Below are 20,917 nucleotides of genomic sequence, written 5' to 3'. Positions count from 1 at the left end.
TCACTTGCAGGCCAGGACGGCGCTCGCGAACTGTTTCTTCAGGTCCTCGGTCTTCGCCTCGCGGGCCGTGTCGTAGGTGCCGGCGTTCGCCTTCGTGACCACGAACGAACCGGAGTCGACGATCTGGCCCGGGTGGCGCATGGTGCACTGCTTCGTCCGCAGCAGAGCCAGCGCCCAGGTCCCCACCTCGGCCTGCCCCACGGGGTTCTGCACGACGGTCGCGGCGACCGAGCCGTCCCTGATCGCGCCGAGGATCTTGGCGTCGTCGTCGATGGCGACGACCTTGGCGTGGGATCCGGACCTCTTGACCGCGTCCGCGGCGGCGACGGCCGGGTTGTAGGCGGTGGTGACGATCGCCTGGATCTGGTCGCCCTTGGCCGCGAGCAGGTCGGAGACCGCCTTCTGCGCGGTCTGCAGGTCCTTGTCGACGTCGGTGATGGTCTGGAGCAGTTTCACCTTGCCGCCGGACTCCTTGACGGCCTCGTTCACGCCCTTGATCCGCATCTGTGTGTTGGCGTCGACGTTGTTGCCGGTGAGGTGGACGAGCGTGCCCTTGCCTCCCATGGCGTCGATCGCGGCCCTGGCCGCCTTGTAGGCGGCGGCCTTCACGTCGGTGGAGAGGCAGAAGTCGGCCTCGTCGGTGTCGCCGGCCGGGCACGAGGCGAGCGAGGCCACGGCGAAGCCCCGTGCCCTGAGGTCGGCGAAGGTGGTGTTGATGTCGGTGGGCGAGACCCCGAAGACCCCGAACGCGTTGTAGCCGCGGGCCGCGAGGGTGGAGAGCAGGTCGTCCTGCTTCTGCTGGTCCCACTCGGAGGTCTCGTCGAAGGTCACGTCGCCGAGGCCGTACTGCTGCTGCGCCGCGGCGCCCGCCGCCTTCCAGGGCTGGAAGTACGGGTGCGCGCCGCCGGGTACGAGGGCCACCTCGACGCCCGACCCGTCGGCCAGTTCGGCCGAGCCGGTGCCGGTGCGGGCGGGCGCGGCGGCCTGGCCGTCCGAGGACGCGCCGGAGGTCCTGATGGTGCAGGCCGTCGACCCGGCCATGAGCACGGCGACGGCGACAACTCCTGGCAGAACGGAACGGGTCGGGAGACGCATCCCCATCACTCCCCCAGAAATCAAATAGGAAATTGACATGGCGATGTTCAGTCACACCCGATCCCGCGTCAACCCTTCGAACCGCACGATCGACAGCGATCATCCCTGGTGCCTGCGTTCACCGTCCGGGGAGGCGGGCAGGGCGACATGACGGTGAATCACCTGAATCCAGCCATATCGATGCGACGATCGCGCAGAAATCGTATAGGAACCCTGTCGACGCGCATGGAGCGTCTCCGCGCACCCGGACCGCACCCGGACCGCTCCTGGACCGCGCCCGGACCGCCCCCGACGAGCGGCGGCCATGGGGCCCGGCCCGCCGTCACGGCCCGGCCGCGGCCGGCGCCGGGCGTCGAGGCGAACGGCGGCCCCGCCCGGCACCGGCGGGCTACGGGCGTACGGCGTCGACGACGAGGTCCAGCAGCCGGGCGGTCTGCTCCGGCGCGCGGTCGCCGCCCATCGAGAGGAACACGCCGAGCAGCAGCATCGTGACGTCGTCGGCGGCCACGTCCTCGCGCAGCGTTCCGGTACGGGCTCCGGCCGCGAGGATCGCGCCGAGGGCGGCGGTGATGCGCTCCCGCGTACCGGAGATCGCGACGCCACCCGACGCCAGGCTGACACGGAGGGCGTCGAGCATTCCGTGCTTCGTCGCGAAGAACGCGGCGTAGCGGTCCATCCAGGCACGCAGGGCGGCTTCGGGCGGGAACTCGTCGAGCAGGGCGGGCGCGCTCGCGGTCAACTCGTCGAGTTCGGCGGCGTAGACGGCCTCGACGAGCGCCTCACGCGTGGGGAAGTGGCGGTAGAGCGTGCCGATGCCGACTCCGGCGGCGCGCGCGATCCCCTCCAGCGTGACGGTGTCGCCACCGGCGGTGAAGGCGGTCCGGGCGACGGCGACCAGCCTGTCGCGGTTGCGCCGCGCGTCGGCGCGCACGGGACGGTCGGGTCCGGTCTGCGGGTCGGTTCGGGCGCTCATGGGCGCAGGGTCCGGCGAAGACAAAGCGGAGGCACCTCCGATAGTGCTACAGTCAACAGAACGGAGGATCCTCCGTTTCTCTCATCGTCTCACGGAGACACATTTCTCATGACCTCTGCCGGTACTCCCCCCACCTCAGTCACGTCCGCGGGCGCCCCGCGCCCCGGAGGACCCGGCCGACTGGCCGGCCGCACCGTTTCCCGCATCGGATACGGGGCGATGCAGCTGGAGCGGCTGCACGACGACCGCAAGGCCGGTCTCGCACTGCTGCGACGCGCTGTCGAGCTGGGCGTGGACCACATCGACACCGCACAGTTCTACGGCGACGGATTCGTCAACGACCTGATCCGGGAGGCGATCCGCCCCCAGGACCAGGTGGTCGTGGTCAGCAAGGTCGGAGCCGACCCCGACCCGGGCGGTCCCCTGCCGCTGCGCCTCGCACAGCGGCCCGAGCAGCTTCGGGCGAGCGTCGAGGCCAACCTCGTCGGCCTGGGCATGGAGCGGATCCCGGTCGTGAACCTGCGGCGCACCGACGCCGGGCCGGGGCTGCGCGCCGAGGGCGACCAGGTGGTCGATGTCGACGACCAGCTCGCGGTGCTGACCGGGCTGCGCGACGAAGGCAAGATCGGCGCGATCGGTCTGAGCGCGGTGACGTACGACGTGCTGCGCCGGGCGCTGCCGGCCGGCATCGTGTGCGTGCAGAACGCCTACAGCATGGTGACCCGCACCGACGAGGAGGTGCTGCGGCTCTGTGCCGCCGAGGGCATCGCCTGGGTTCCGTTCTTCCCGCTCGGCGGCGCCTTCGCCGGGATGCCGAAGGTGACCGAGGAGCCGGCCGTGCTCGCAGCGGCGCGTTCCCTCGGCCGCACTCCGTCCCAGATCGGTCTGGCCTGGCTGCTCGGGCACGCCGACGACGTCCTCCTCATCCCCGGCACCGGGGACACCGGTCACCTGGAGGAGAATCTCGCGGCGGGCGCGATCGCCTTCGACGACGCGACGCTCGCCGCGCTCGACGCCGTGCCCTCGCGCACGGCGGCGATACCGCTCGGCTGACCCGCCGCGCACACCTCCGCACGCCGGTCCGGGGAGGTCGCGGACCCCGGTGACCCGTGACCCCGGTGCCCGGGTCTCCCCTGGAATCTCCCTTGCGGCGAGGAGTCACTCCTCTCGTTCGTACTCCGCCTGGGCGTTGCGGTTGAGCAGGTCGTCCTGGGCCGAACGGTAGATGCCCCGCACCAGTTGCCGGGCACGGTCCTTGTCCATCGCCGCCCGCTGGTCGCTGACGAGGCGGTCCGTCCACTCCTGGACCGTCTTCTCCATGTCGATGTCGTCACGCTTGACCATGGTTCTCCTCCTCCTGGAGCAGGCGCCGCCACGGCACACGGGACCGGCCGGCCTCCCGGCCCGGACCGCGGGTACGGTGCACGGCCGCGGCGGTACGCACGTCCCGGCTCCGCGTGGGGGCGGCCGGGGATCCCGGGGGCCCGCGCCTCGGTCGTCCGCGTCCGGGAAGACGTCCGTACGCCTCACACGCTAGATCCGCGCGACGCGTTCGGCGACCCGTGCCCGGTGCGGGCCGGCCGGGCAGTCGCGCACGGCGGCGGTCAGGCCGCGTCCCCGTGATCGTCGTCCGCGTCGGTCCCGCGCGCCTCGGCGGCGGCACGGCGCAGGCCGCGGTCGCACACGGTCAGGAGCAGGAACAGGGCGCCCGCGGCAAGCATGAACCACGCCAGGTGGTGCAGTCCCGTGGTGTCGGCGTGCTGCCCGAATGCCGCCGCCGTGGCGACGGAGGCGATCATCGAGCCCAGGTAGACGAAGGTGCGCAGCAGCCCGGCGGACGACCCCATGCGCTCACTGTCGGCCTGGTAGTAGACGGAGTTCTGCAGGGCGAGGTTGTTGAGCCCCTGCGGCACGCCGAAGACCAGCGCGATGACCAGCAGCAGCCAGATCGGGCTGCTGCCGCCCACCAGGAGGATCAGCGCGCACGCGACGAGCTGTCCCGTGGCGCCGACGGCGAGCTTGCCCAGGACGCTCCTGCGGCGGCCGGTGAGCGCCGACACGCCGATGCCCATCAGGAACAGCGGGAGTTGCACGAGGCCGGCCTGGGACGGGGAGAGTCCGCGGCCCTCCTCGCTCCACTGGGTGAAGCCGTACAGGAAGGCGTAGGAGACGGAGTACGCCACCAGAGCACGGGCGTAGGTGGCCAGCAGGGGCCGGTTGCCGCGGAGGACCCGCAGGTCGATGAAGGGTACGGCGGTACGCAGTTCGCGCCGCACGAAGGCCGCCGCGGCCGCGGCGGTGAGCACGGGCAGGTACCAGGTGTTCGGGTGCGGGTTCATCAGGAACAGCAGCAGCGTGACCAGCATCGCGGCGAACAGCGTCATGCCGGGAAGGTCCAGTTCGGCGGTCGCGCGCCGGGCGTCGCCCTTCCGGCGGTCCGCGGGCTTCGGCAGACGGAGCGCGCCGAGCAGCACGGCGACCACGGCCAGCGGGACGTTGAGGGCGAACGTGGCGCGCCAGCCGCCCACGCCGATCAGCAGTCCGCCGAGGGAGGGACCGACCACGGCTATGGTCTGGCCGGCGATCACGAGCGTGGTCAGTATCCCGCTGGGACTGTCCCGGCCGGTCCGTTCCGCTTCGCTGCGCAGCAGGGACATCGCGGCCGGGTAGCCCGCGCACGTGCCGAAGCCGAGCAGGACGCGGGCTCCGATCAGCACACCGAGGTTCGGGGCGAAGGTGCCGACCAGACCGGCGATGCCGACCAGCGACGTGCTGAACAGGAACAGCCGGCGCGGCCCGAAGAGGTCGATGAGCCGCCCGACCACGGGTTGCCCGAGGGCCGTCGCGAGATAGAGCCCGGAGACGAGCCAGGCCGTCTGCGCGGGAGGCGCGCCGAAGGCCACGCCGATGGGCACGAGGGCGACGGCGACGATGGTCGAGTTGATCGGGTTGAGTATCGCGCCGACGACCATCGGGGGTATCAGCCTACGGTCGAACCCCTCCCCCCGCCCGGCCTGCCGACCCTCCCCGGGCTGCGTCGCCCGAGTGGCGGACCGCCGTGCGTCGCCGGGGTCGGTCATGGCTGGATCAGCCTTTCCAGGACGGCCATCGCGTCGATCACCGTCTGCCGCTCCGCCTCGGAGCACTGCTCCTGAAGCGCTCCGGCCAGCCATTCCTGCCGGGCCTGCCGGTCGCCCTCGGCTCGGGCCCGGCCGTCGTCGGTGAGGGCGACGAGCCGGCGCCGGCCGTCCGTGGGGTCGGGCCTGCGTTCGACGAGTCCGAGCCGGTCGAGGGCCGCGACGGTGGCGGCCATGGACTGGTGGCGGACGCCCTCGACGGAGGCCAGGGCGCTCGTGGCGGCGGGCCCGTCCTTGGAGATCCGGGCGAGCACGGATGCCTGGGAGAGGGTGAGGTCGTCGGCGTCGGAGACACTGCGCACCCGGCGGCGCAGGCGCCCCAGCACCACCCGGACGTCCTGTGCGGCGCGGCCGGCCGACGCCGACGGCTCATTGCGGTCGTTGCTCATGCCCCGACGGTAATTTATTCAGCCTGACCTGTACAGTTTTCCCTGTACATTTTTTCGGCGGCTGCGGCCGTCCCGGCGGCCGGTTCCGGCCGCCGGAGCGCTCAGTGTGCGCTCTCCCGCCGGCGGCCCGGCACGGCGGAACCGCCGGACGCGGTGGTGCCACGGGCCGCGGCGCGGGCCGGGCCGTCGGGGAGGGTGAAGGCGAAGACCGCGGTCACCGCGGCGATCGCCGCGAGGGCCAGATAGGCGTGCTGGTAGGCGGAGATCGGCGGGTCGGCCACGGCGGCCGCGGGGGTGCCGAGGACCAGGGCCGTGGTCACGGCCGCGGGCGCGAGCGCGCCCCCGGTCTGGCGTACGACGGTGTTCAGCGTGGACGCCTGGGCCAGGTCCCGTCTGTCGATGGTCGCCAGCGACGCCACTGTCGTCGGCAGGAAGAACCCGCCCATGGCCACGCCGAGCAGGAACATGTAGCCGCGGAAGGTCCACAGTCCGGTGCCCTGGTCGCAGGTGGCCAGAAGCAGCAGGGACGCGCTGACACCGGCCAGCGCGCAGCCGGTGATGAGCCGCGGACCGATCCGCGCGTACCAGACGCCGACGACCTGGACCGTCAGCAGCACACCGAACGCCTCCGGAAAGGTGCTGGTCCCGGACTCCAGCGCGGTACGGCCCTGCCCCTGCTGGAGAAAGAGCGGACCGAGGTACAGCGCACCCATGATCGGCACCAGGCCCACCAGATTGAGGAGGTTGGTGTCCCGGAACAGCCGGTCGGCGAAGAGGCGGAGCTTCAGCAGCGGCTCCCTGGCGCGCAGACCGAAGCCGACGGCCGCGGCGAGCAGCACCGCGCCGAGCACCAGGGCGACGACCACGGCCACGGAGGTCCAGCCCCGGTTGGGTCCTTCGCAGACGCCGAACATCAGGGTGCCCAGGGCCGACGCGCTCAGCAGCAGGCCGGGCAGGTCGAAGCGGCCGGGCCGTTGGCCGCGGTGCCCGGCCAGGAACAGCAGACCGAACAGCACGGCGGGCAGACCGAGCGGCAGGTTGACGTAGAACACCCAGCGCCAGGAGAGATGGTCCACGAGCAGACCGCCGAGGACCGGCGCGGCGGCGGGGGCCACCTGCTGGGGAATGATCATGTACCGGGATATCCGCATCTGCTCCGTGGAGTCGAAGGTGGAGAACAGCAGGGACGCGGAGGCCGGGAACAGCACTCCGGCGGACATACCCTGTAGCGCGCGGCAGGCGACGAGTTGGCCGAGGCCGGCGGCGGCGCCGCACAGCATCGAGGAGCCGAGGAAGCCGGTGAGCGCGGTGAGCAGGACCCGCTTGTCGCCGAAGCGCTCCACCAGCCAGGCCGAGGCGGGGATGGCCATGGCCAGACAGACCGGGTAGATAACGACCACCCCGTCCAGGGCGGCGGTGGTCAGCCCGAACTGCCGGGCGATCGAGGGAAGCGCGACGGTGGTGATCGCTCCGTCGACGATCGCGAGGAACGTCACGCAGACGCACATGACGGGGACGACCAGCCGCTGGCTGGGGCGGGACGAGGAGAGGGCGGACAGGGCGGGACGAGGTCGGAACAGCAGCACATGCTGAGCCTACTCATTATGTGCGTGCTCATAGAATTGGGATATCGGACGAAGCGGGGAAGCGCCATGACAGTGCAGGGCAGCAGTGACATCCTGATCGACGAGTTGTACGAGACCACCCACCAGTTGCGCCGCTTCGTGGAGGTCCGGCTGCGCGCGTCGGGCGCCTCGGTCGCCCGGCTGCGTGCCCTGCGGATGCTCGCCCGCGCCGAACGGCCACTGCGCATGCGGGACCTGAGCGAGCTGACCGGAGTCGCGGCGCGGACCACGACCAGCATCGTCGACAGCATGGAACGCGACGGCCTGGTGGAGCGGGTACGCCATCCGCACGACCGGCGGGCCGTCCTGCTGCGCCTGACCGACGAGGGCCTGCGCTGCCACCGCGAGGCGGAAGAGGTGGACCGCCTGGCCCTCGCCGAGGCGACGGCCGGGCTGGACACCGAGGACCGCGCGCAGGTGCGCACGCTGCTCGCGCACATCCGCAAGGCGACGGCCTGAGCGCCCGCCTCGTACGCGGACGGCCGCGGCGGTGCGCTCCCGAGCGGCGACCGGCTCACGGAGCCCGTAACCCGGTTGATCGCCCGCGGAGGCACGGGTAGCGTGCGCGGGGTGATGAGCCCAGAGGCGGACAGAGCGGAGCCGCCGGTCACCCGGCGGCCTGCGGTCCATTGACCGCCGAGCGGGACAACTCTCGGTCGGCCCGCTGCCGGTGACCGGACACGTGCTCCGTGTGTCTGGTCCGGTTCTCGAACCCGCTGTCCGATTCTCGAACCCTCTGTCTGGTTCTCGGCCCTCGTGTCCCTGTCGGCACCGGGTGGGCCCCAGGCGTCCAGCACGCGGAGGTTGCTGCCCGCACCCCACCGCTGGAGCCGACTCCGTGCCCTTCTTCGTCCATGTCCTCGCCCTCGCCGTCTTCGCGCAGGGCACCTCCGAGTTCATGCTGTCCGGTCTGGTACCGGGCATCGCCCGCGATCTGTCCGTGTCCGTGGCCGCCGCGGCCGGCCTGACCTCCGCGTACGCCGTCGGAATGATCGTCGGGGCGCCGCTGATGGCCGCCCTGAGCGCGCGCTGGCCACGCCGTCGCGCGCTGGCGGGCTTCCTCACCGCCTTCGTCGCCGTGCATGGCGTCGGCGCGGTCACGACCGACTTCGCCGTGCTGTTCGCGACCCGTGTCCTCGCCGCGGTCGTCAACGCGGGATTCCTGGCGGTCGCGATGAGCGTCGCGACCGCGCTGGCACCACGGGACCGGACGGCCCGGGTGACCGCCGTCCTCATGTCGGGGGTCACGCTGTCCTGCGTCGTCGGCGTGCCCGCGGGTGCCCTGCTCGGCGAGTGGTCCGGCTGGCGTTCGGCCTTCTGGGCGGTCGCCGCCCTGTGCCTGCCCGCGCTGGCGCTGGTGTTCCGGTCGGCGCCCGTCGACGCGGCGGGCCGGTCCGACGTGCCGGTCAGGCGGGAACTGCGTGCCCTGAAGTCCCCTTCGGTGCGGCTCGCGTTGGCGCTCGGCGCCGGGGTCAACGGGGCCACCTTCGCGACGTTCGCCTACCTGGCCGTCATCGCCACGGATGTCGCCGGGCTGCCCGCCGGTGCGGTACCCGGGCTGCTCGCCGCGTTCGGAGCCGGCGCGTTCATCGGCGTGAACACGGCGGGCCGGACGGCCCGGGGCCGGCTCCGGCGCGGTGTGCTCCTCGCCCTGTGGGCGCTGCCCTTCGGTTGGGCGGCGCTCACTCTGACCAGCAGCCGTGCGGTGCCCCTCTTCCTCATGAGCCTCGTCCTGGGCGGGCTGTCGTTCGGCGTCGGCTCGACGCTCATCGCCCGGGTCCTGCACCTCGCGTCCGACGCCCCGGCGCTGGGCGGCTCGTTCGCGACGGTCGCGTTCAACGCGGGTGCGTTCCTCGGACCGCTGATCGCCGGGGCGGTGACCGGGGCGACCGGTGACTACCGCGACGCCGGGTGGGTCAGCGCCCTGCTCGCCGCGACGGCCGGCGTCGCCGCCGGATGCGGAGCCCGGCACCGTCGTGGCGGCAGCCACGAGACCCGGCGGGCCCTGACCGGCTGACCCGCCCGCACCCGCCGGGTGGGTCAGCACCCTCCCCGCCGCGGCGACCTGCGCCACCAGCCCCGGGGCCCGGCATCGTCATGGCGGCAGCCCGGCGGCCGGGCGGGCCCTGACCGGCTGAACCAGCCGCACCACACCGTCGTGACGAGCGACGGTGTGGTGCTGATGCCGCGCGGCGGCGACGCCCCCGGCGGCCAGGGATTCCTTCTCCCGGGTGACCGTCGCCCACACACCGGGCAGCGCCTCGTCGTTCGCCCGGCTCTGTGGCGATCATGCGGCGGTGACCTCTCGTCTCCGCCGCCCGGACGGCCGGCGCCGCACCCGCCCCGCCACGGGCCGACGCCGCGCTCTCCTCCTCACGGGCCGACGCCGTGCTCCGCTCGCCACGGGCCGACGCCGCGCTCTCCTCGTCACCGGCCTCGGCGCGCTCGCCCTGCTCACTTCACTGACGCCCCGGTCCGCGGCGCCGGCCGCGGCCCGGTCCACGAGCGCCCTGGCAGTGCCCGCCTCCGCGCCCGGCGTGCCCGCACCGGCCCCGCCCCGCACGGGCGTCTCCGCCACACCCCGCACGGACGTCCCGGCCGCTCACCGTCCGGTCACCGCCGCCGAGGCCCGCACGGACGCCGTCCTGCGCTCGCTGCGTCACCACCCCGCTCAGGCCCGCGACTTCTTCCGGCAACTGCCCAAGGGCGGTGACCTGCACAACCACCTCGAAGGCGCGGCCCGGACCGAGTACCTGATCAAGCTCGCCGCCGCCGACGGCCTGTGCGTCGAGACCGCCACCATGACCGCCGTCGTACCGCCCTGCGACACCCGGATCCGGCGGCCCGCCGCCGATGCCCGCACCGACCCGGCCTTCCGCGAGGCGATCCTGCGGGCCTGGTCGATGCGGGACTTCCCGCCGGACCGCCTCGGCCACGACCACTTCTTCGCCACCTTCGAGAAGTTCGCCCTGGTCGCCGGACGTCACCAGGGTGAGTTGCTGGCCGAGGTCGCCGGCGGCGTGGCCGAGAACAACCAGTTCTACCTGGAGACCATGGTCACGCCCGCCGTGGACGCCGCCGACCGGCTCGCCGACGCGGTCGGCTGGGACGACGACCTCACCCGCCTGCACCGCAAGCTCCTCGCCGGCGGACGGCTCGACCGGCTGGTCGCCGCGGCGCGCGGGGAGACCGACGGCATCGAGGCACGGTTCCACGCCACCGCCCGCTGCGGCACCAGCCGCCCCCGCCCGGCCTGCCGGCCGACCGTCCGCCTGATCTACCAGGCCCTGCGCGACAGTTCACGTGCACAGGTCTTCACCCAACTCGCCCTGGGCATGCGGCTGGCCGAGCGTGACCCGCGGTTCGTCGCCGTCGACCTGGTCCAGCCCGAGGACCGGCCCCGCGCCCTGCACGACTACCGCCTGCACATGCGCATGCTCGCCCACCTGCGCGGCCAGTACCCGCACGCCCGTCTCACCCTGCACGCCGGGGAACTGTGGACCGGCCTGGTCGGACCCGCGGACCTCTCGTTCCACATCGACGAGGCGGTCCGGGTCGCCCACGCCGAGCGCATCGGACACGGAGTCGATCTGGTCCACGAGCGCGCCTGGCCGAACCTGGCCCGCACCATGGCGGCCCGCCGGATCCCCGTCGAGGTCCCGTTCACCAGCAACGCGCAGATCCTCGGTGTCAGGGGCCGCGCACACCCTTTCGAGACGTACCGCGCCCACGGCGTGCCGACCGTCCTCGCCACCGACGACGCCGGCGTGTCCCGTATCGACATCAGCCACGAGTACGAGTACGCCGCCGGCACCTACGGCCTGTCGTACCCGGAGCTGAAGGACCTGGCCAGGGCCTCGCTTCACTACGCCTTCCTGCCGGGCGGGAGCATCTGGCAGGGCGATCCGACGGCCACCGGTTACCGCCTCGTGGCCGGCTGCCGGGGCGGGGCGCCGGGCGGCGGCCCGCCCGGTCCGCGCTGCCGCCGTCTGCTGGCCGCGAGCCCCAGGGCACAGGTGCAGTGGCGTCAGGAGGCCGCCTTCACCGCCTTCGAGCACCACCACCGTAACCACCACCGTTCAAACTGAACAATGTGTTCAGTCATTCACGGGAACGGCTGGGCAGACAGGACAGTCTGCCCAGCGCATTCCGTGACTCTTGCACAGCTTCACTTCCGCGGCTGTGCTATCTGCATGACGGGGGCCGGCGTGCGCCGGACGGCCCCCGGTACACCGCCGGCCCGGATGAAGGAGCACTCCGTCATGAGCATCGAGCAGACCCTCACCGATCAGGAGCGCCTGGCAGAACTCGACCTGTCGCAGCTCAGGCAGCTCGTCGGGCTGGTCGAGTACGACGCGGACGCGGACCCCTTCCCGGTCACCGGCTGGGACTCGGTCGTCTGGGCGGTGGGCAACGCCACGCAGGCCGCGCACTTCTACCAGTCGGCCTACGGCATGGAACTGATCGCCTATTCCGGCCCCGAGACCGGCAACCGCGACCACAAGTCGTACGTCCTGCGCAGCGGGGCGATCCGTTTCGTGCTCCAGGGCGCGGTCGACCCGGCGAGTCCCGTCGCGGACGCGCACCGCCTGCACGGCGACGGAGTCGTCGACATCGCGCTGGAGGTTCCGGACGTGGACCGGTGTGTGGCGCACGCGCGGGCCCAGGGGGCGACCGTGGTGGAGGAGCCGCACGACATCACCGACGAGCACGGTACGGTGCGCCGGGCCGCCATCGCCGCCTACGGCACGACCCGGCACTCGCTCGTCGACCGCTCCCGGTACGACGGCCCCTATCTGCCGGGCTACGAGGCCCGGACGTCCTCGCACGTGAAGCGCCCCGGCGCCCCCCGGCGCATCTTCCAGGCCCTGGACCACGTGGTGGGCAACGTCGAACTCGGCAAGATGGACGAGTGGGTGGACTTCTACAACCGGGTCATGGGCTTCACCAACATGGCGGAGTTCATCGGTGACGACATCGCCACCGAGTACTCGGCGCTCATGAGCAAGGTCGTGGCCAACGGCAACCACCGGGTGAAGTTCCCGCTCAACGAGCCGGCACTGGGCAAGAAGAAGTCCCAGATCGACGAGTTCCTGGAGTTCTACCAGGGGCCGGGCCCCCAGCACCTGGCGCTCGCCACGAACGACATCATCGCCTCCGTGGACACGCTGCGCGACGAAGGCGTCGAGTTCCTCGCGACCCCCGACTCGTACTACGAGGACCCCGCGCTGCGCGCCCGGATCGGTGAAGTACGGGTTCCGGTCGAGGAGTTGCAGAAGCGCGGCATCCTCGTCGACCGCGACGAGGACGGCTACCTGCTGCAGATCTTCACCAAGCCGATCGGTGACCGGCCGACGGTCTTCTTCGAACTCATCGAGCGCCACGGCTCCCTCGGCTTCGGCAAGGGGAACTTCAAGGCCCTGTTCGAGGCCATCGAACGCGAACAGGCCAAGCGCGGCAACTTCTGACCGACAGCACGTCACCCTCCCGCCCCTGACCGCCGCGCCACACGCGGCGGTCAGGGGCGTCCGTGTCGCCCGCGGCGGTCAGCGGCGTCCGTGTCGATAGTCTGTACGAATCGCCGCCGCGAAAGGGGGCCGTGCGCCGTCTTCGTGGCCGTGGGCGCGGGCCTGTTCGGCTCGTTCCCCGGCTGACACCGGCCGCCTCCCCGGGCCGGGCCGTCAGGCGAGGTTCTTCTCCAGCACGGCGATGTAGTGGTGGATGAAGTGGTCGCGGATCCCGTCGGCGGCGGGGGCGAGGGCGTCGGCGGTCAGGCCCCTGGCCCGGTCGGTCAGGCCGCCGAGGAGGGACATCGACGCGTGGATCCTGCCGTCCGCGTCGAAGTGGCGCAGTGCCTGGACATGGGTGAAGGCAGGCTCGGGCGGTAGCTGCGGGACGATGTCGTTGTTGTTCACGAAGCGGAACATGCGCTCCTTGAAGCCCTTGTCGCAGGCCGCGGCGAGGAGCCGGTCGCAGGTGCGGGGCTGGCCGTAGGTGTAGACGCCATCGGCGAGGAGTTTCGGGTCCTCCAGATAGAGGCGGGCGGCGGCGAGCATGGCCAGGGCGCCGCCGAGGCTGTGGCCCGTGAAGAACAGGCCCTGCCCGTTCGTCCGGTACTCCTCGATGGCGGCACGCACGGCCGGGAAGACCGACTCCAGTGCCTGGGCGAAGCCGTAGTGGACGTATCCGGTCCGTGCCGGTCCCGGCCAGGGCGGGGTGGTGGCGTCCGAGAGCCAGTCGCGGATCTGGGCGGGTTCGGTGCCGCGGAACGCCGTGATGATCATGTCGTCGCTGGCGACGGTGTACGCCTGGGTGTCCTCCAGCGGGAACGGCGGTGTGAACCGGGTCCGGTGGTGCCGTACCCGGTCGAAGCCCCAGGCGCGGGCCCGTTCCTCGACGGCGGCCTCGTCCTTGTAGGCGAGGTCGGACGCGGTGGCCAGCCAGTAGGCCAGATCGAGGCTGTAGCTGCGGGAACGGTGGTCCAGGGTCGAGGGCACGGGCACCGGGGATCACTCCTGTGTCGAGTACGAGGGAGGTCCCTCGTACGGCGCGGGCGGACGGCGTCACCGCGACTGCGACGCCGCAGCGTTCCCTCCCCGTTCCCCGCCCCGGCCACGCGGCGGTTCACCCGAACGGCGCGGGCGCCCGAAGGGCGTGACCGGGCGCGCGGCGCCGCCGGGAGCGGCCCCGCGACGGCGGGCGGGCCGGCCGCGGCCGTACGGGCCGTGCGCCGACACCGGGACCGCCCGCCCTCGTCGGTGGCGTCTCGCGCCGGTGGGGATTCCCGCGGGCCCGCTTCGCGTCCCCCGCTCGGCCGCCGTGACGTGGCGTCAGGCCGTCGGGGTGGGCGGCGGGCAGTCCGGGTTGTCGTCCGTGGTGCCCGGGTCGGGGGCCGCCGGGCCGTCGGAGGAAGCGGTCGGTGAGGGCTCCGGGCAGGACGGCTGGTCCGTCGGGTCCGGGGACGGCGTGCCGGAGTCGGTGGGGTCCGGTGTGGCCGAGCCGCCCCCGGTCGGGGAGTCGGACGGATCCGGTCCCGGCGGCTCGTCCGGCGAGGGCGACGGGTCCGGGACCGTCGAGGACGGCGACGGTCCGGGGCTCTGCGAGGACGAGGGCGAGGGCGACGGGGTGTGCGTGGGCGTGGGGCCGCCCGGGTCGGGGCCGATGATGATCCCGCCCCCGGTGCCGCCCTCCCCGTCCACGGGCCGGGTCGCCTGGGTGTCGCCGCCGGCCCCCGGGGAGTGCGGGACGACGCCCTCGCCGTCGGGCACGCTGTGCACGCCCCGCCGGTAGAAGTCCAGCCACTCCCGGACCAGGTTCAGGTAGGTGCGGGAGTAGTTGTAGCTGAGGATCGCCCGGTCGACGTCCGCGGCCCGCGCCAGGTCCCGGTCCCCCGCGCACAGGTAGTGCCCGGCCGCCAGGGCCGCGTCGAAGACGTTGTCCGGATCGGCGCGGCCGTCACCGTTGCCGTCGACACCCCACCGTGCCCAGGTCGAGGGCAGGAACTGCATCGGCCCCACGGCCCGGTCGTACACCGCGTCGCCGTCGTACACCCCGCCGTCGGTGTCCCGGATCAGGGCGAAGCCCTGGCCGTCGAGCCGCGGGCCCGTGATCCGGCCCAGGGTCGTGCCGTCGGGGCCGACGGCGCCGCCGCGCGCGTGGCCGGACTCCACCTTGCCGATCGCGGCGAGCAGTTCCCACGGCAGCCGGCAGCCGGGGTCCGTCCGGCCGATGGCCGTGTCGGCATCGCGGTAGGCGCGCAGCACGGTGGCCGGGATGCCGGACTCGGTCCCGATCCGGGTGATCTCCCCCGTGCTGAGCGGGATCTGCGGGGTGGTCAGCGGCGGCAGTTCGGTGTGGTACGAGCCGTCGCCGGGCGGGGTGAGATCCGTGTACGGGGTCCCCGTGGCCGGTGTCGGCGCGTCGTCCGCGGCCGGCCTGCGGGAGCCGTCCTGGGCACCCGGCACGAGGCCGGGCGCCTGTGAGGCGGTGAGGGCCGCCACGGCCGCGACGGCGACGGCGGTGGCCCGCAGGCCCCGTAGGGTCCGGGCCTGCGGGCGGCGTACGCGGCGTGCGGGCATGACTGTCGCTCCCTTGTCGGTGGAGTGTCGTCGGCGCCGGGGCCGGTGGGCGGTTCCGCCCGGTGACGCCGGGGCGGTCAGCGGCCGAAGGTGTCGATGCCGGAGACGAGCCAGCGTCCGTCGCGCAGCACCACGTCGACCGCGAGCATCGCCCCGGCGTAGGCGCCGCCGTCCGCGGCCTGCTGGTCCTTCGCGCCGGCGGCGCTCTTGTCCCCGGCGGTGCTGACGCTGCTCTGGTCGGCGTAGACGAGGACGCGGGCCCGGTCCCCGTCGATGCGTTCGACCGCGCTGTCGGTGACGGTGGTGGTGATCACCGCCTTCTGCTGGTCGGCACGGGAGCGGACATCGGCGAACAGGTCCGCGTGCTGGGTGACGGCCTTCCCGGTGAGCAGTTCCTTCGCGGCCTTGTCGAAGGCGGCCGGGTCGGCGTGGTCGTAGGAGAAGAGGGCGGCGACCGCCTTCTCCGTCTGTCCCTTGATGTCGCTGGTGCGGGCGGCGTCGGTCAGTGCGGTGTTGCGGACGGCCGGGTCGTCGCGGAGGGTTGCGGCCCGGGAGTGCGCCCAGCCGGCGAAGCCGCCGAGGACGAGCGTCAGCAGACACAGCAGGGTCAGGCCGACGGCCCGGGAGGGGCGACGGAGCCGTTTCCGGCGGGCCGTCGGGTCCGCCCCGTCCGGCTCCGCGGTCCCGGGGGCCGTGCCGCGCCGGGAGGACGCGGCCGACGGGGCGCGCACCGGCAGCACCGCGAGTCCGGCACGGGCCCGGCCGGACGGGGCCGCGGCGGACACGGCGGACACGGCGTCGTCGGCCGCGGCGCCCGGTGCCGTGCCGGGCCCCTGAACCGTGGGCCGGGCCTCGCGGACCTGGCGACGGCGCTGGCGGTTGATGTGGTGACGGGTCGTCGACATCGGGTGTGTCGTCCTCTCGTGCGGCCGGCTCCCGCGGCGCGGGTCCGGGTCAGCCGGCTGACGTGCCGCCCACGGGCGCCTGGCCCAGGGCGCTGAGCTTCCAGCTGCCGCCGGTCCGGGTGAGTTCACCGAGCATGCGGCTGTCCTTGTCGGTGCTCTCGCCGCCGGACGCCTTCACGGTCACCCGCAGGGCGACGAGGATCCGGGCCCGGCCGGCCCGGTCGTCGAGTTCGCTCACCGCGCCCGACAGCACCCGGGCGGTGCTGACCGTCTTCGCCTTCTCGACCTGGTCGGCGAACTCCTTGCGTCCGGAGGCCAGTTGGTCGTGGAGATCGCCGGTCGTCGAGGACTCCCACAGGTCGAGGCCGTGCTCGACGTCGCGGTGGTCGAGGGTGTTCAGGTTCTGCACGGCCTGTTCGCCGGCGGCCAGCGCCGCGTCGCGCTGCACGGCGTACGCCGCTGCGTCGTCGTGGGCCGCGGCGTACCAGTCCCAGCCGGTCCAGGCCGCGAACCCGCCCGCGACGAGGACGAGTGCCAGGGCCAGGGCCGGCAGCGTCCGGACTCCGGCGAGGATGCGGACCGGGCGTTCCATGAGGTGCTCCCGTCTCCCGCGCATGGTCAGCGGGTCTTGATGTCGACGATCCGCCACTGGTCCCGCTCCCGTTGCGCGGTGACGGTGAGCTGGGCTGCCGCCGAGGTGGGCGCGGCCTTGTCGCGGCGGGAGACCTGGTCCAGGAAGACGAGCAGCCGGGCACTGTCGCCGTCGAGTTCGATCACTCCGATCCGCACGGCCTGGGTGCTCAGCGTGACGCGCTGCTTGGTGACCTCCGCGCCGATCCGGTCGAGGAGTTCGGTGTACTGGCGGGCGGCCCGGCCGTCCAGGACGGAACGCGCGGAGCGTTCGGCGGCGGCGAGGCCGTCCGGGGTGTACGAGAAGACCCGGCCGAGCGCGTTCCCGACGTCGCCCGCGACGCGGGTGGTGGCCTCGGTGTCGGTCAGGGCGCGGTTCTGGGCCGAGGCGGTGGACCTCAGCTGATGGGCGCCGTAGAAGAAGCCGCCGCCGGCGAGGACGAGGACCGCGGCGACCACGGCGACCGTGATCCACCGCAGCCGGTCGCTCAGACGGCTGCGGCCGGGTGCCTCGCTCCGCGGGTCCGTGGCGCCCTCCGGATCCGCGGCGCCCTCCGGATCCGCGGCGCCTTCCGGATCCGTGCTGCCCTCTGGGTCCGGGGCCCCCTCCGGATCCGCGGCGCCCTCCGGCGCCTCGGCCGTCTCGGCGGGCTCCGGCACCTCGGCCGCCGCGTCCTGCGCCCTGGCGGCCCTGGTTCGCTCCGCCTCGTCCTCGGGTCCGGTGTGCGGCGCTTCCGGCGTCCCGTCCGCCGCCGCATCCCCCGCTGCCCGGCGGGCCGCCCCCGTGGTGTCCTCAGCCGGTTCCGCCGGGGCCGCCCGCACCGCGCTTTCGGGCGTGCCGTCCTGCGGCCCGGTCTCCGGCGTCGGCTGGGCCGGTTCGCCGGCCGGCCCGGCACCCTCCCGCGTCCTGTCACCGCGCAGCAACCGCGTCATCCGTCGTCCTCCTCCGCCGTCCGCGCGAGCGGTACCGCGTTCAGTGCCTGGACCTTCCACTCCCCCGGGCCCGTACGGGCGAGGACCGCCTCCAGCCGTTTGCGGTCCGTGCTCGGCGACTTCGTCCCGCCCTGCGTGACCTCGACGCGTACGGCCGCGATGAGCTTGGCCGTCCCGGCGCGGGTGTCCAGGGCGGTGACGGCCGCCTCGGTGACCGTGCCACGGGCCGAGGGGCCGGTACGGGGCTCGGTGCGGCCCAGTTCGTCCCGCAGCGGGCCGGTCGACGCCGCCTGCCAGGCCCGGATGCCCGCCCGCGACCGCTCCTTGGTGGCGGCGTCGAGCGTGGTGAGCACGGCGACGGCCCGGCGTCCGTCGGTGAGCGCCGCGTCCCGCTCACGGCCGTAGGCCAGCGAGTCGTCGCTGCGGGCCTGCGCGTACGTCCACGCGCCCGTCCCGCAGAACCCCAGCGCCAGGGCGAGCCCCGCGGCGGCGACGATCCGGGCGGCCCTCATCGGGCGCTGTCCGTGTCCGGGCCGAGGAGGCCGGCCAGGTCCGTCGGGGCGTGCGTGCCCACGCCGGGAAGAGCGAGCGCGCCCGGCAACTGCGCGGAGGTGGCGGCCGGCGCGCCGCTGCCCGAGGGCAGCGAGGGCGGCTCGACCGGGTCGGGTACCGGCCCGCCCCGGGGCGCGTGCGCCGAGCCGCGTACGTTCTTCCCGCTCGCGGCCGAAGCGGTGCACGAGGCGTCGGTGTTCAGCGGCGGCGCGGTGCCGAGGTCGAGTCCGTCGCGGTAACGGGTGCCGCCGTAACCGGCGGTGCAGGGCAGGGGCTTGAAGAAGGTGACGGCCATGCCGAAGTTCACCTTTCCTCCGTCGACGGCGGTGGCGCCGGCGGACACGGCCGCCGGGTACTTCACGAGCAGTTCCTCGATGCCGCGCTGCCGGGTGACGGCGATCTCGGAGGTGGTCAGCAGGTTGGCGAGGACCACGCCGAGGCTCGGGTCCAGGTCCCGCAGGAGGCCGCTGACCTGGGTGGCGGCATCGGGGGCGACGGTCAGCAGCCGGCGCAGGTCGGTGTCGGACCCCTTGAGGGAGCGCGCGAGCTGCTCGGCCCCGGTGGCGAAGTCCCGGATGGCGCGCGCTTCCTCGGACTGGGTGCGCAGCACGGTCTCGCTGTCGTCGATCAGCAGACTGGTGGACGGCAGGGCCCGGTCGGCGGCCTCGACGAAGGCGCTGCCGTTGTCCAGGAGCACCTGGAGGTCGTCGCCGTGTCCCTCGAACGCCTTGCCGAACTCGTCGACGACCGTGCGCAGGTCGTCCAGCGGCACGGACCGGGCGAGGCTGTCGACGCTGGAGAGGACGTCGGTGACGGGCGCGGGCACCTCGGTGTCGGCCTCGTCGATCCGGGCGCCGTCCGCGAGATAGGGCCCGCCGTCGCCGGCCGGCCGCAGGTCGATGTACTGTTCGCCGACCGCGGACAGTCCGGCCACCACGGCACGGGTGTCGGCGGGGATGCGCGGTGCGGACTTCTTGATGCGCAGTTCGGCGACGACCCCGTCCGCGGTGAGGCCGATCGGCCCGACGCGACCCACCGACACGCCGCGGTAGGTGACGTCGGAGTGGGTGAACAGGCCGCCGGTGCGCGGAAGCCGCACGTCCACGGTGTAGTAGTCGGCGACGCCGATGTAGCGGCCGAGGTCGGCGTAGCGGATGCCGACGAAGCCGAGCACCAGGACGGCGATGATCAGGAAGGCGAGGTTCTTCAGGCGTACCGCGAGGGTGATCACCGCGTGGCACCTCCGTCCGGGGCGGGCGTGGTGACGGACGGCAGCGGCAGCGGTGCCGACGTCGGGTTCGGGGTGGCGGCGGTGTCCTTGCCGGACTTCCCGGCGGTCCCCTTGCGGGCCGTGTCCGGGGCGCCCTGCGCGGTGGCGGAGGCGGAGGGCGAGGGGGTGCTCCGCGGCACCAGCGGCGCGATGACCTCGGTGCCGGGGGCGGCGACCATGCTCAGGTACGCGTTGAGGTAGTCGCCCTTGACGCCGTGCAGCACCTCGTCGGTGAACGGGTAGGTCAGCAGTACCTGGAGCGAGTCGGGCAGGTCGGTACCCGCGTCCGCGAGGGCCCGCAGGCTGGGCGCGAGGGCCTTGAGATCGGCGACCATGTCGTCCTTGCTCGTGTTGACGGTGGAGACGGCGACGCCGGACAGGGTGTCGAGGGAACGCAGCATGGTCAGCAGCGAGCCGCGCTGCTCCTCCAGGGTCCGCAGGCCGGGCGAGAGGTCGGTGAGCACCGTGCGGACGTCGTCCTTGCGGCCGGCGAGGGTGGCGGCGAGCCGGTTGACGCCGTCGAGGGCGTCGGTGATGTCGCTGCGGTGCTCGTCGAGGTCGGTCACCAGGGTGTTGACCCGGTCGAGCATCGAGCGGACCTCGTCCTCGCGTCCGCCGAGTGCCGCGTTCAGTTCCCTGGTGATGGTCTTGAGCTGGTTGACGCCGCCGCCGTTGAGCAGCAGGGACAGCGCGCCGAACACCTCCTCGACCTCGGTGTTGCGGCCGGTGCGGGCGAGCGGGATGACACTGCCGTCGCCGAGCCGGTCGGCGGTGGTCGGCTTGCCGGGTGCGACGAGCTGGATGTACTTCTCGCCGAGCAGGCTGGACTGTTCGAGCTGGGCCCCGGCGTCGGCGGGCAGCCGTACTTTGCCGTTGATCTTCATGGTGACGCGGGCGGCCCAGCCGTCGTGGTCGAGGTCGATGGCGGTGACCCTGCCGACGGCGACGTCGTTGACCTTGACGGCCGCCTGCGGGACGAGGCTGAGTACGTCGGAGAGTTCGGCGGTGACGGTGTAGGGGTGGGGGCCGAGGTCGGCGCCGCCGGGCAGCGGCAGGTCCTCGATGCCGTCGAACCGCGGCAGCGGGACGGAGAAGGCTCCGACCGCCAGTGTGAAGCCGAGTGCCAGGGCGAGCAGTCCGCCCAGACCGGCGCCCACGGCCACGCCGCCGGTGAGCACTTTGCGCCGGACCGAGGCCGCGGCCGTGCCCGGCTCGCCGTCCTGGTCCGTCCGGTCGTCCTGGCCGTCCTGGTCCGCCGGGCTTCCCTCCCCGTCCGGCCCGTCCTGGCCGCCCCGGTCCTCCTGCTCCTCCCGGCTCCCCCGCTCCTTGC

At 73.4% G+C, this 20,917-nt stretch carries 19 protein-coding genes; 5 read left to right on the top strand and 14 right to left on the bottom strand.

Translation table 11 applies throughout. From position 1 onward, the window contains the following. Both ACFC09_RS25435 and ACFC09_RS25430 read right to left on the bottom strand, forming a co-directional pair. The gene (locus tag ACFC09_RS25435) at nucleotides 1–1,095 is read right to left on the bottom strand and encodes a substrate-binding domain-containing protein (protein ID WP_376532303.1); all 1,095 of its coding nucleotides are present in this window, start codon (nucleotides 1,093–1,095) and stop codon (nucleotides 1–3) included. Between the two features lie 388 nt (nucleotides 1,096–1,483). After that, nucleotides 1,484–2,068: a TetR/AcrR family transcriptional regulator gene (locus tag ACFC09_RS25430; protein ID WP_376532301.1), complete on the bottom strand. Its 585-nt coding sequence runs from the start codon at nucleotides 2,066–2,068 to the stop codon at nucleotides 1,484–1,486. A 108-nt stretch (nucleotides 2,069–2,176) separates the two neighbouring features. On the opposite strand from ACFC09_RS25430, the gene ACFC09_RS25425 reads away from it, so the two are divergent. Continuing rightward, a complete protein-coding gene (locus ACFC09_RS25425; protein ID WP_376532299.1) occupies nucleotides 2,177–3,121 on the top strand; it encodes an aldo/keto reductase in 945 nt (314 codons plus the stop codon). 105 nt (nucleotides 3,122–3,226) lie between these two features. Here ACFC09_RS25425 and ACFC09_RS25420 read toward each other — a convergent pair whose 3' ends face one another. The 4 genes from ACFC09_RS25420 to ACFC09_RS25405 all read right to left on the bottom strand — a co-directional run bounded on the left by ACFC09_RS25420 (nucleotide 3,227) and on the right by ACFC09_RS25405 (nucleotide 7,102). Next, on the bottom strand, nucleotides 3,227–3,412 hold the full coding sequence (locus ACFC09_RS25420; protein WP_376532297.1) for a hypothetical protein: 186 nt from the start codon (nucleotides 3,410–3,412) through the stop codon (nucleotides 3,227–3,229). 260 nt (nucleotides 3,413–3,672) lie between these two features. Continuing rightward, nucleotides 3,673–5,040 carry an MFS transporter gene (locus tag ACFC09_RS25415; protein WP_376532295.1) on the bottom strand — a complete coding sequence of 456 codons (1,368 nt, stop codon included), beginning with the start codon at nucleotides 5,038–5,040 and terminating at the stop codon, nucleotides 3,673–3,675. Nucleotides 5,041–5,144: 104 nt separating this feature from the next. Continuing rightward, on the bottom strand, nucleotides 5,145–5,594 hold the full coding sequence (locus ACFC09_RS25410) for a MarR family winged helix-turn-helix transcriptional regulator (RefSeq protein WP_376532292.1): 450 nt from the start codon (nucleotides 5,592–5,594) through the stop codon (nucleotides 5,145–5,147). A gap of 101 nt (nucleotides 5,595–5,695) precedes the next feature. Continuing rightward, nucleotides 5,696–7,102 (bottom strand): DHA2 family efflux MFS transporter permease subunit, encoded by a 1,407-nt coding sequence (locus tag ACFC09_RS25405; protein WP_376532357.1) that lies wholly within the window; start codon nucleotides 7,100–7,102, stop codon nucleotides 5,696–5,698. Nucleotides 7,103–7,246: 144 nt separating this feature from the next. Between ACFC09_RS25405 and ACFC09_RS25400 the strand changes: the two genes are divergently transcribed. The 4 genes from ACFC09_RS25400 (at nucleotide 7,247) to hppD (ending at nucleotide 12,687) form a co-directional block, all read left to right on the top strand. Beyond that, entirely contained in the window at nucleotides 7,247–7,678 is a 432-nt protein-coding gene (locus ACFC09_RS25400; protein ID WP_376532290.1) for a MarR family winged helix-turn-helix transcriptional regulator, read from the top strand. A 379-nt stretch (nucleotides 7,679–8,057) separates the two neighbouring features. Beyond that, nucleotides 8,058–9,236 carry a Cmx/CmrA family chloramphenicol efflux MFS transporter gene (locus ACFC09_RS25395; protein ID WP_376532288.1) on the top strand — a complete coding sequence of 393 codons (1,179 nt, stop codon included), beginning with the start codon at nucleotides 8,058–8,060 and terminating at the stop codon, nucleotides 9,234–9,236. A gap of 433 nt (nucleotides 9,237–9,669) precedes the next feature. Next, a complete protein-coding gene (locus ACFC09_RS25390) occupies nucleotides 9,670–11,307 on the top strand; it encodes an adenosine deaminase (protein WP_376532355.1) in 1,638 nt (545 codons plus the stop codon). Between the two features lie 174 nt (nucleotides 11,308–11,481). Next, nucleotides 11,482–12,687, top strand: coding sequence for a 4-hydroxyphenylpyruvate dioxygenase (hppD, locus tag ACFC09_RS25385; protein WP_376532285.1), 1,206 nt, complete (start codon nucleotides 11,482–11,484; stop codon nucleotides 12,685–12,687). A 213-nt stretch (nucleotides 12,688–12,900) separates the two neighbouring features. On the opposite strand, the gene ACFC09_RS25380 is transcribed toward hppD, so the two are convergent. The 8 genes from ACFC09_RS25380 to ACFC09_RS25345 all read right to left on the bottom strand — a co-directional run bounded on the left by ACFC09_RS25380 (nucleotide 12,901) and on the right by ACFC09_RS25345 (nucleotide 20,765). Further along, nucleotides 12,901–13,722: a lipase family protein gene (locus ACFC09_RS25380; RefSeq protein WP_376532283.1), complete on the bottom strand. Its 822-nt coding sequence runs from the start codon at nucleotides 13,720–13,722 to the stop codon at nucleotides 12,901–12,903. A gap of 327 nt (nucleotides 13,723–14,049) precedes the next feature. Further along, nucleotides 14,050–15,297 carry a lytic transglycosylase domain-containing protein gene (locus tag ACFC09_RS25375; RefSeq protein ID WP_376532281.1) on the bottom strand — a complete coding sequence of 416 codons (1,248 nt, stop codon included), beginning with the start codon at nucleotides 15,295–15,297 and terminating at the stop codon, nucleotides 14,050–14,052. 77 nt (nucleotides 15,298–15,374) lie between these two features. After that, entirely contained in the window at nucleotides 15,375–16,202 is an 828-nt protein-coding gene (locus ACFC09_RS25370) for a hypothetical protein (RefSeq protein ID WP_376532279.1), read from the bottom strand. Between the two features lie 49 nt (nucleotides 16,203–16,251). Further along, nucleotides 16,252–16,794, bottom strand: a complete 543-nt coding sequence (locus tag ACFC09_RS25365; RefSeq protein WP_376532276.1) for a nuclear transport factor 2 family protein — start codon at nucleotides 16,792–16,794, stop codon at nucleotides 16,252–16,254. 26 nt (nucleotides 16,795–16,820) lie between these two features. Then, entirely contained in the window at nucleotides 16,821–17,765 is a 945-nt protein-coding gene (locus ACFC09_RS25360; RefSeq protein WP_376532274.1) for a hypothetical protein, read from the bottom strand. Beyond that, nucleotides 17,762–18,277, bottom strand: coding sequence for a hypothetical protein (locus ACFC09_RS25355; RefSeq protein WP_376532272.1), 516 nt, complete (start codon nucleotides 18,275–18,277; stop codon nucleotides 17,762–17,764). The genes ACFC09_RS25360 and ACFC09_RS25355 overlap by 4 nt, the downstream gene beginning before the upstream one ends. Continuing rightward, nucleotides 18,274–19,548 carry an MCE family protein gene (locus ACFC09_RS25350; RefSeq protein ID WP_376532270.1) on the bottom strand — a complete coding sequence of 425 codons (1,275 nt, stop codon included), beginning with the start codon at nucleotides 19,546–19,548 and terminating at the stop codon, nucleotides 18,274–18,276. Before ACFC09_RS25350 ends, ACFC09_RS25355 begins: the two co-directional genes overlap by 4 nt. Beyond that, nucleotides 19,545–20,765 (bottom strand): MCE family protein, encoded by a 1,221-nt coding sequence (locus tag ACFC09_RS25345; protein ID WP_376532353.1) that lies wholly within the window; start codon nucleotides 20,763–20,765, stop codon nucleotides 19,545–19,547. The genes ACFC09_RS25350 and ACFC09_RS25345 overlap by 4 nt, the downstream gene beginning before the upstream one ends. Nucleotides 20,766–20,917: the final 152 nt, after the last annotated feature.

The organism is Streptomyces sp. NPDC056161 (genome assembly GCF_042268025.1).
Lineage (GTDB): Bacteria > Actinomycetota > Actinomycetes > Streptomycetales > Streptomycetaceae > Streptomyces.
This window is presented reverse-complemented; position numbering and strand designations above follow the sequence as displayed.

What these genes read in the sequence shown, in the direction of transcription:
- ACFC09_RS25435 (WP_376532303.1), bottom strand. Translation starts at nt 1,095, where the DNA reads ATGCGTCTCCCGACCCGTTCCGTTCTGCCAGGAGTTGTCGCCGTCGCC.
- ACFC09_RS25430 (WP_376532301.1), bottom strand. Translation starts at nt 2,068, where the DNA reads ATGAGCGCCCGAACCGACCCGCAGACCGGACCCGACCGTCCCGTGCGC.
- ACFC09_RS25425 (WP_376532299.1), top strand. Translation starts at nt 2,177, where the DNA reads ATGACCTCTGCCGGTACTCCCCCCACCTCAGTCACGTCCGCGGGCGCC.
- ACFC09_RS25420 (WP_376532297.1), bottom strand. Translation starts at nt 3,412, where the DNA reads ATGGTCAAGCGTGACGACATCGACATGGAGAAGACGGTCCAGGAGTGG.
- ACFC09_RS25415 (WP_376532295.1), bottom strand. Translation starts at nt 5,040, where the DNA reads ATGGTCGTCGGCGCGATACTCAACCCGATCAACTCGACCATCGTCGCC.
- ACFC09_RS25410 (WP_376532292.1), bottom strand. Translation starts at nt 5,594, where the DNA reads ATGAGCAACGACCGCAATGAGCCGTCGGCGTCGGCCGGCCGCGCCGCA.
- ACFC09_RS25405 (WP_376532357.1), bottom strand. Translation starts at nt 7,102, where the DNA reads ATGTGCGTCTGCGTGACGTTCCTCGCGATCGTCGACGGAGCGATCACC.
- ACFC09_RS25400 (WP_376532290.1), top strand. Translation starts at nt 7,247, where the DNA reads ATGACAGTGCAGGGCAGCAGTGACATCCTGATCGACGAGTTGTACGAG.
- hppD (WP_376532285.1), top strand. Translation starts at nt 11,482, where the DNA reads ATGAGCATCGAGCAGACCCTCACCGATCAGGAGCGCCTGGCAGAACTC.
- ACFC09_RS25375 (WP_376532281.1), bottom strand. Translation starts at nt 15,297, where the DNA reads ATGCCCGCACGCCGCGTACGCCGCCCGCAGGCCCGGACCCTACGGGGC.
- ACFC09_RS25370 (WP_376532279.1), bottom strand. Translation starts at nt 16,202, where the DNA reads ATGTCGACGACCCGTCACCACATCAACCGCCAGCGCCGTCGCCAGGTC.
- ACFC09_RS25365 (WP_376532276.1), bottom strand. Translation starts at nt 16,794, where the DNA reads ATGGAACGCCCGGTCCGCATCCTCGCCGGAGTCCGGACGCTGCCGGCC.
- ACFC09_RS25360 (WP_376532274.1), bottom strand. Translation starts at nt 17,765, where the DNA reads ATGACGCGGTTGCTGCGCGGTGACAGGACGCGGGAGGGTGCCGGGCCG.
- ACFC09_RS25355 (WP_376532272.1), bottom strand. Translation starts at nt 18,277, where the DNA reads ATGAGGGCCGCCCGGATCGTCGCCGCCGCGGGGCTCGCCCTGGCGCTG.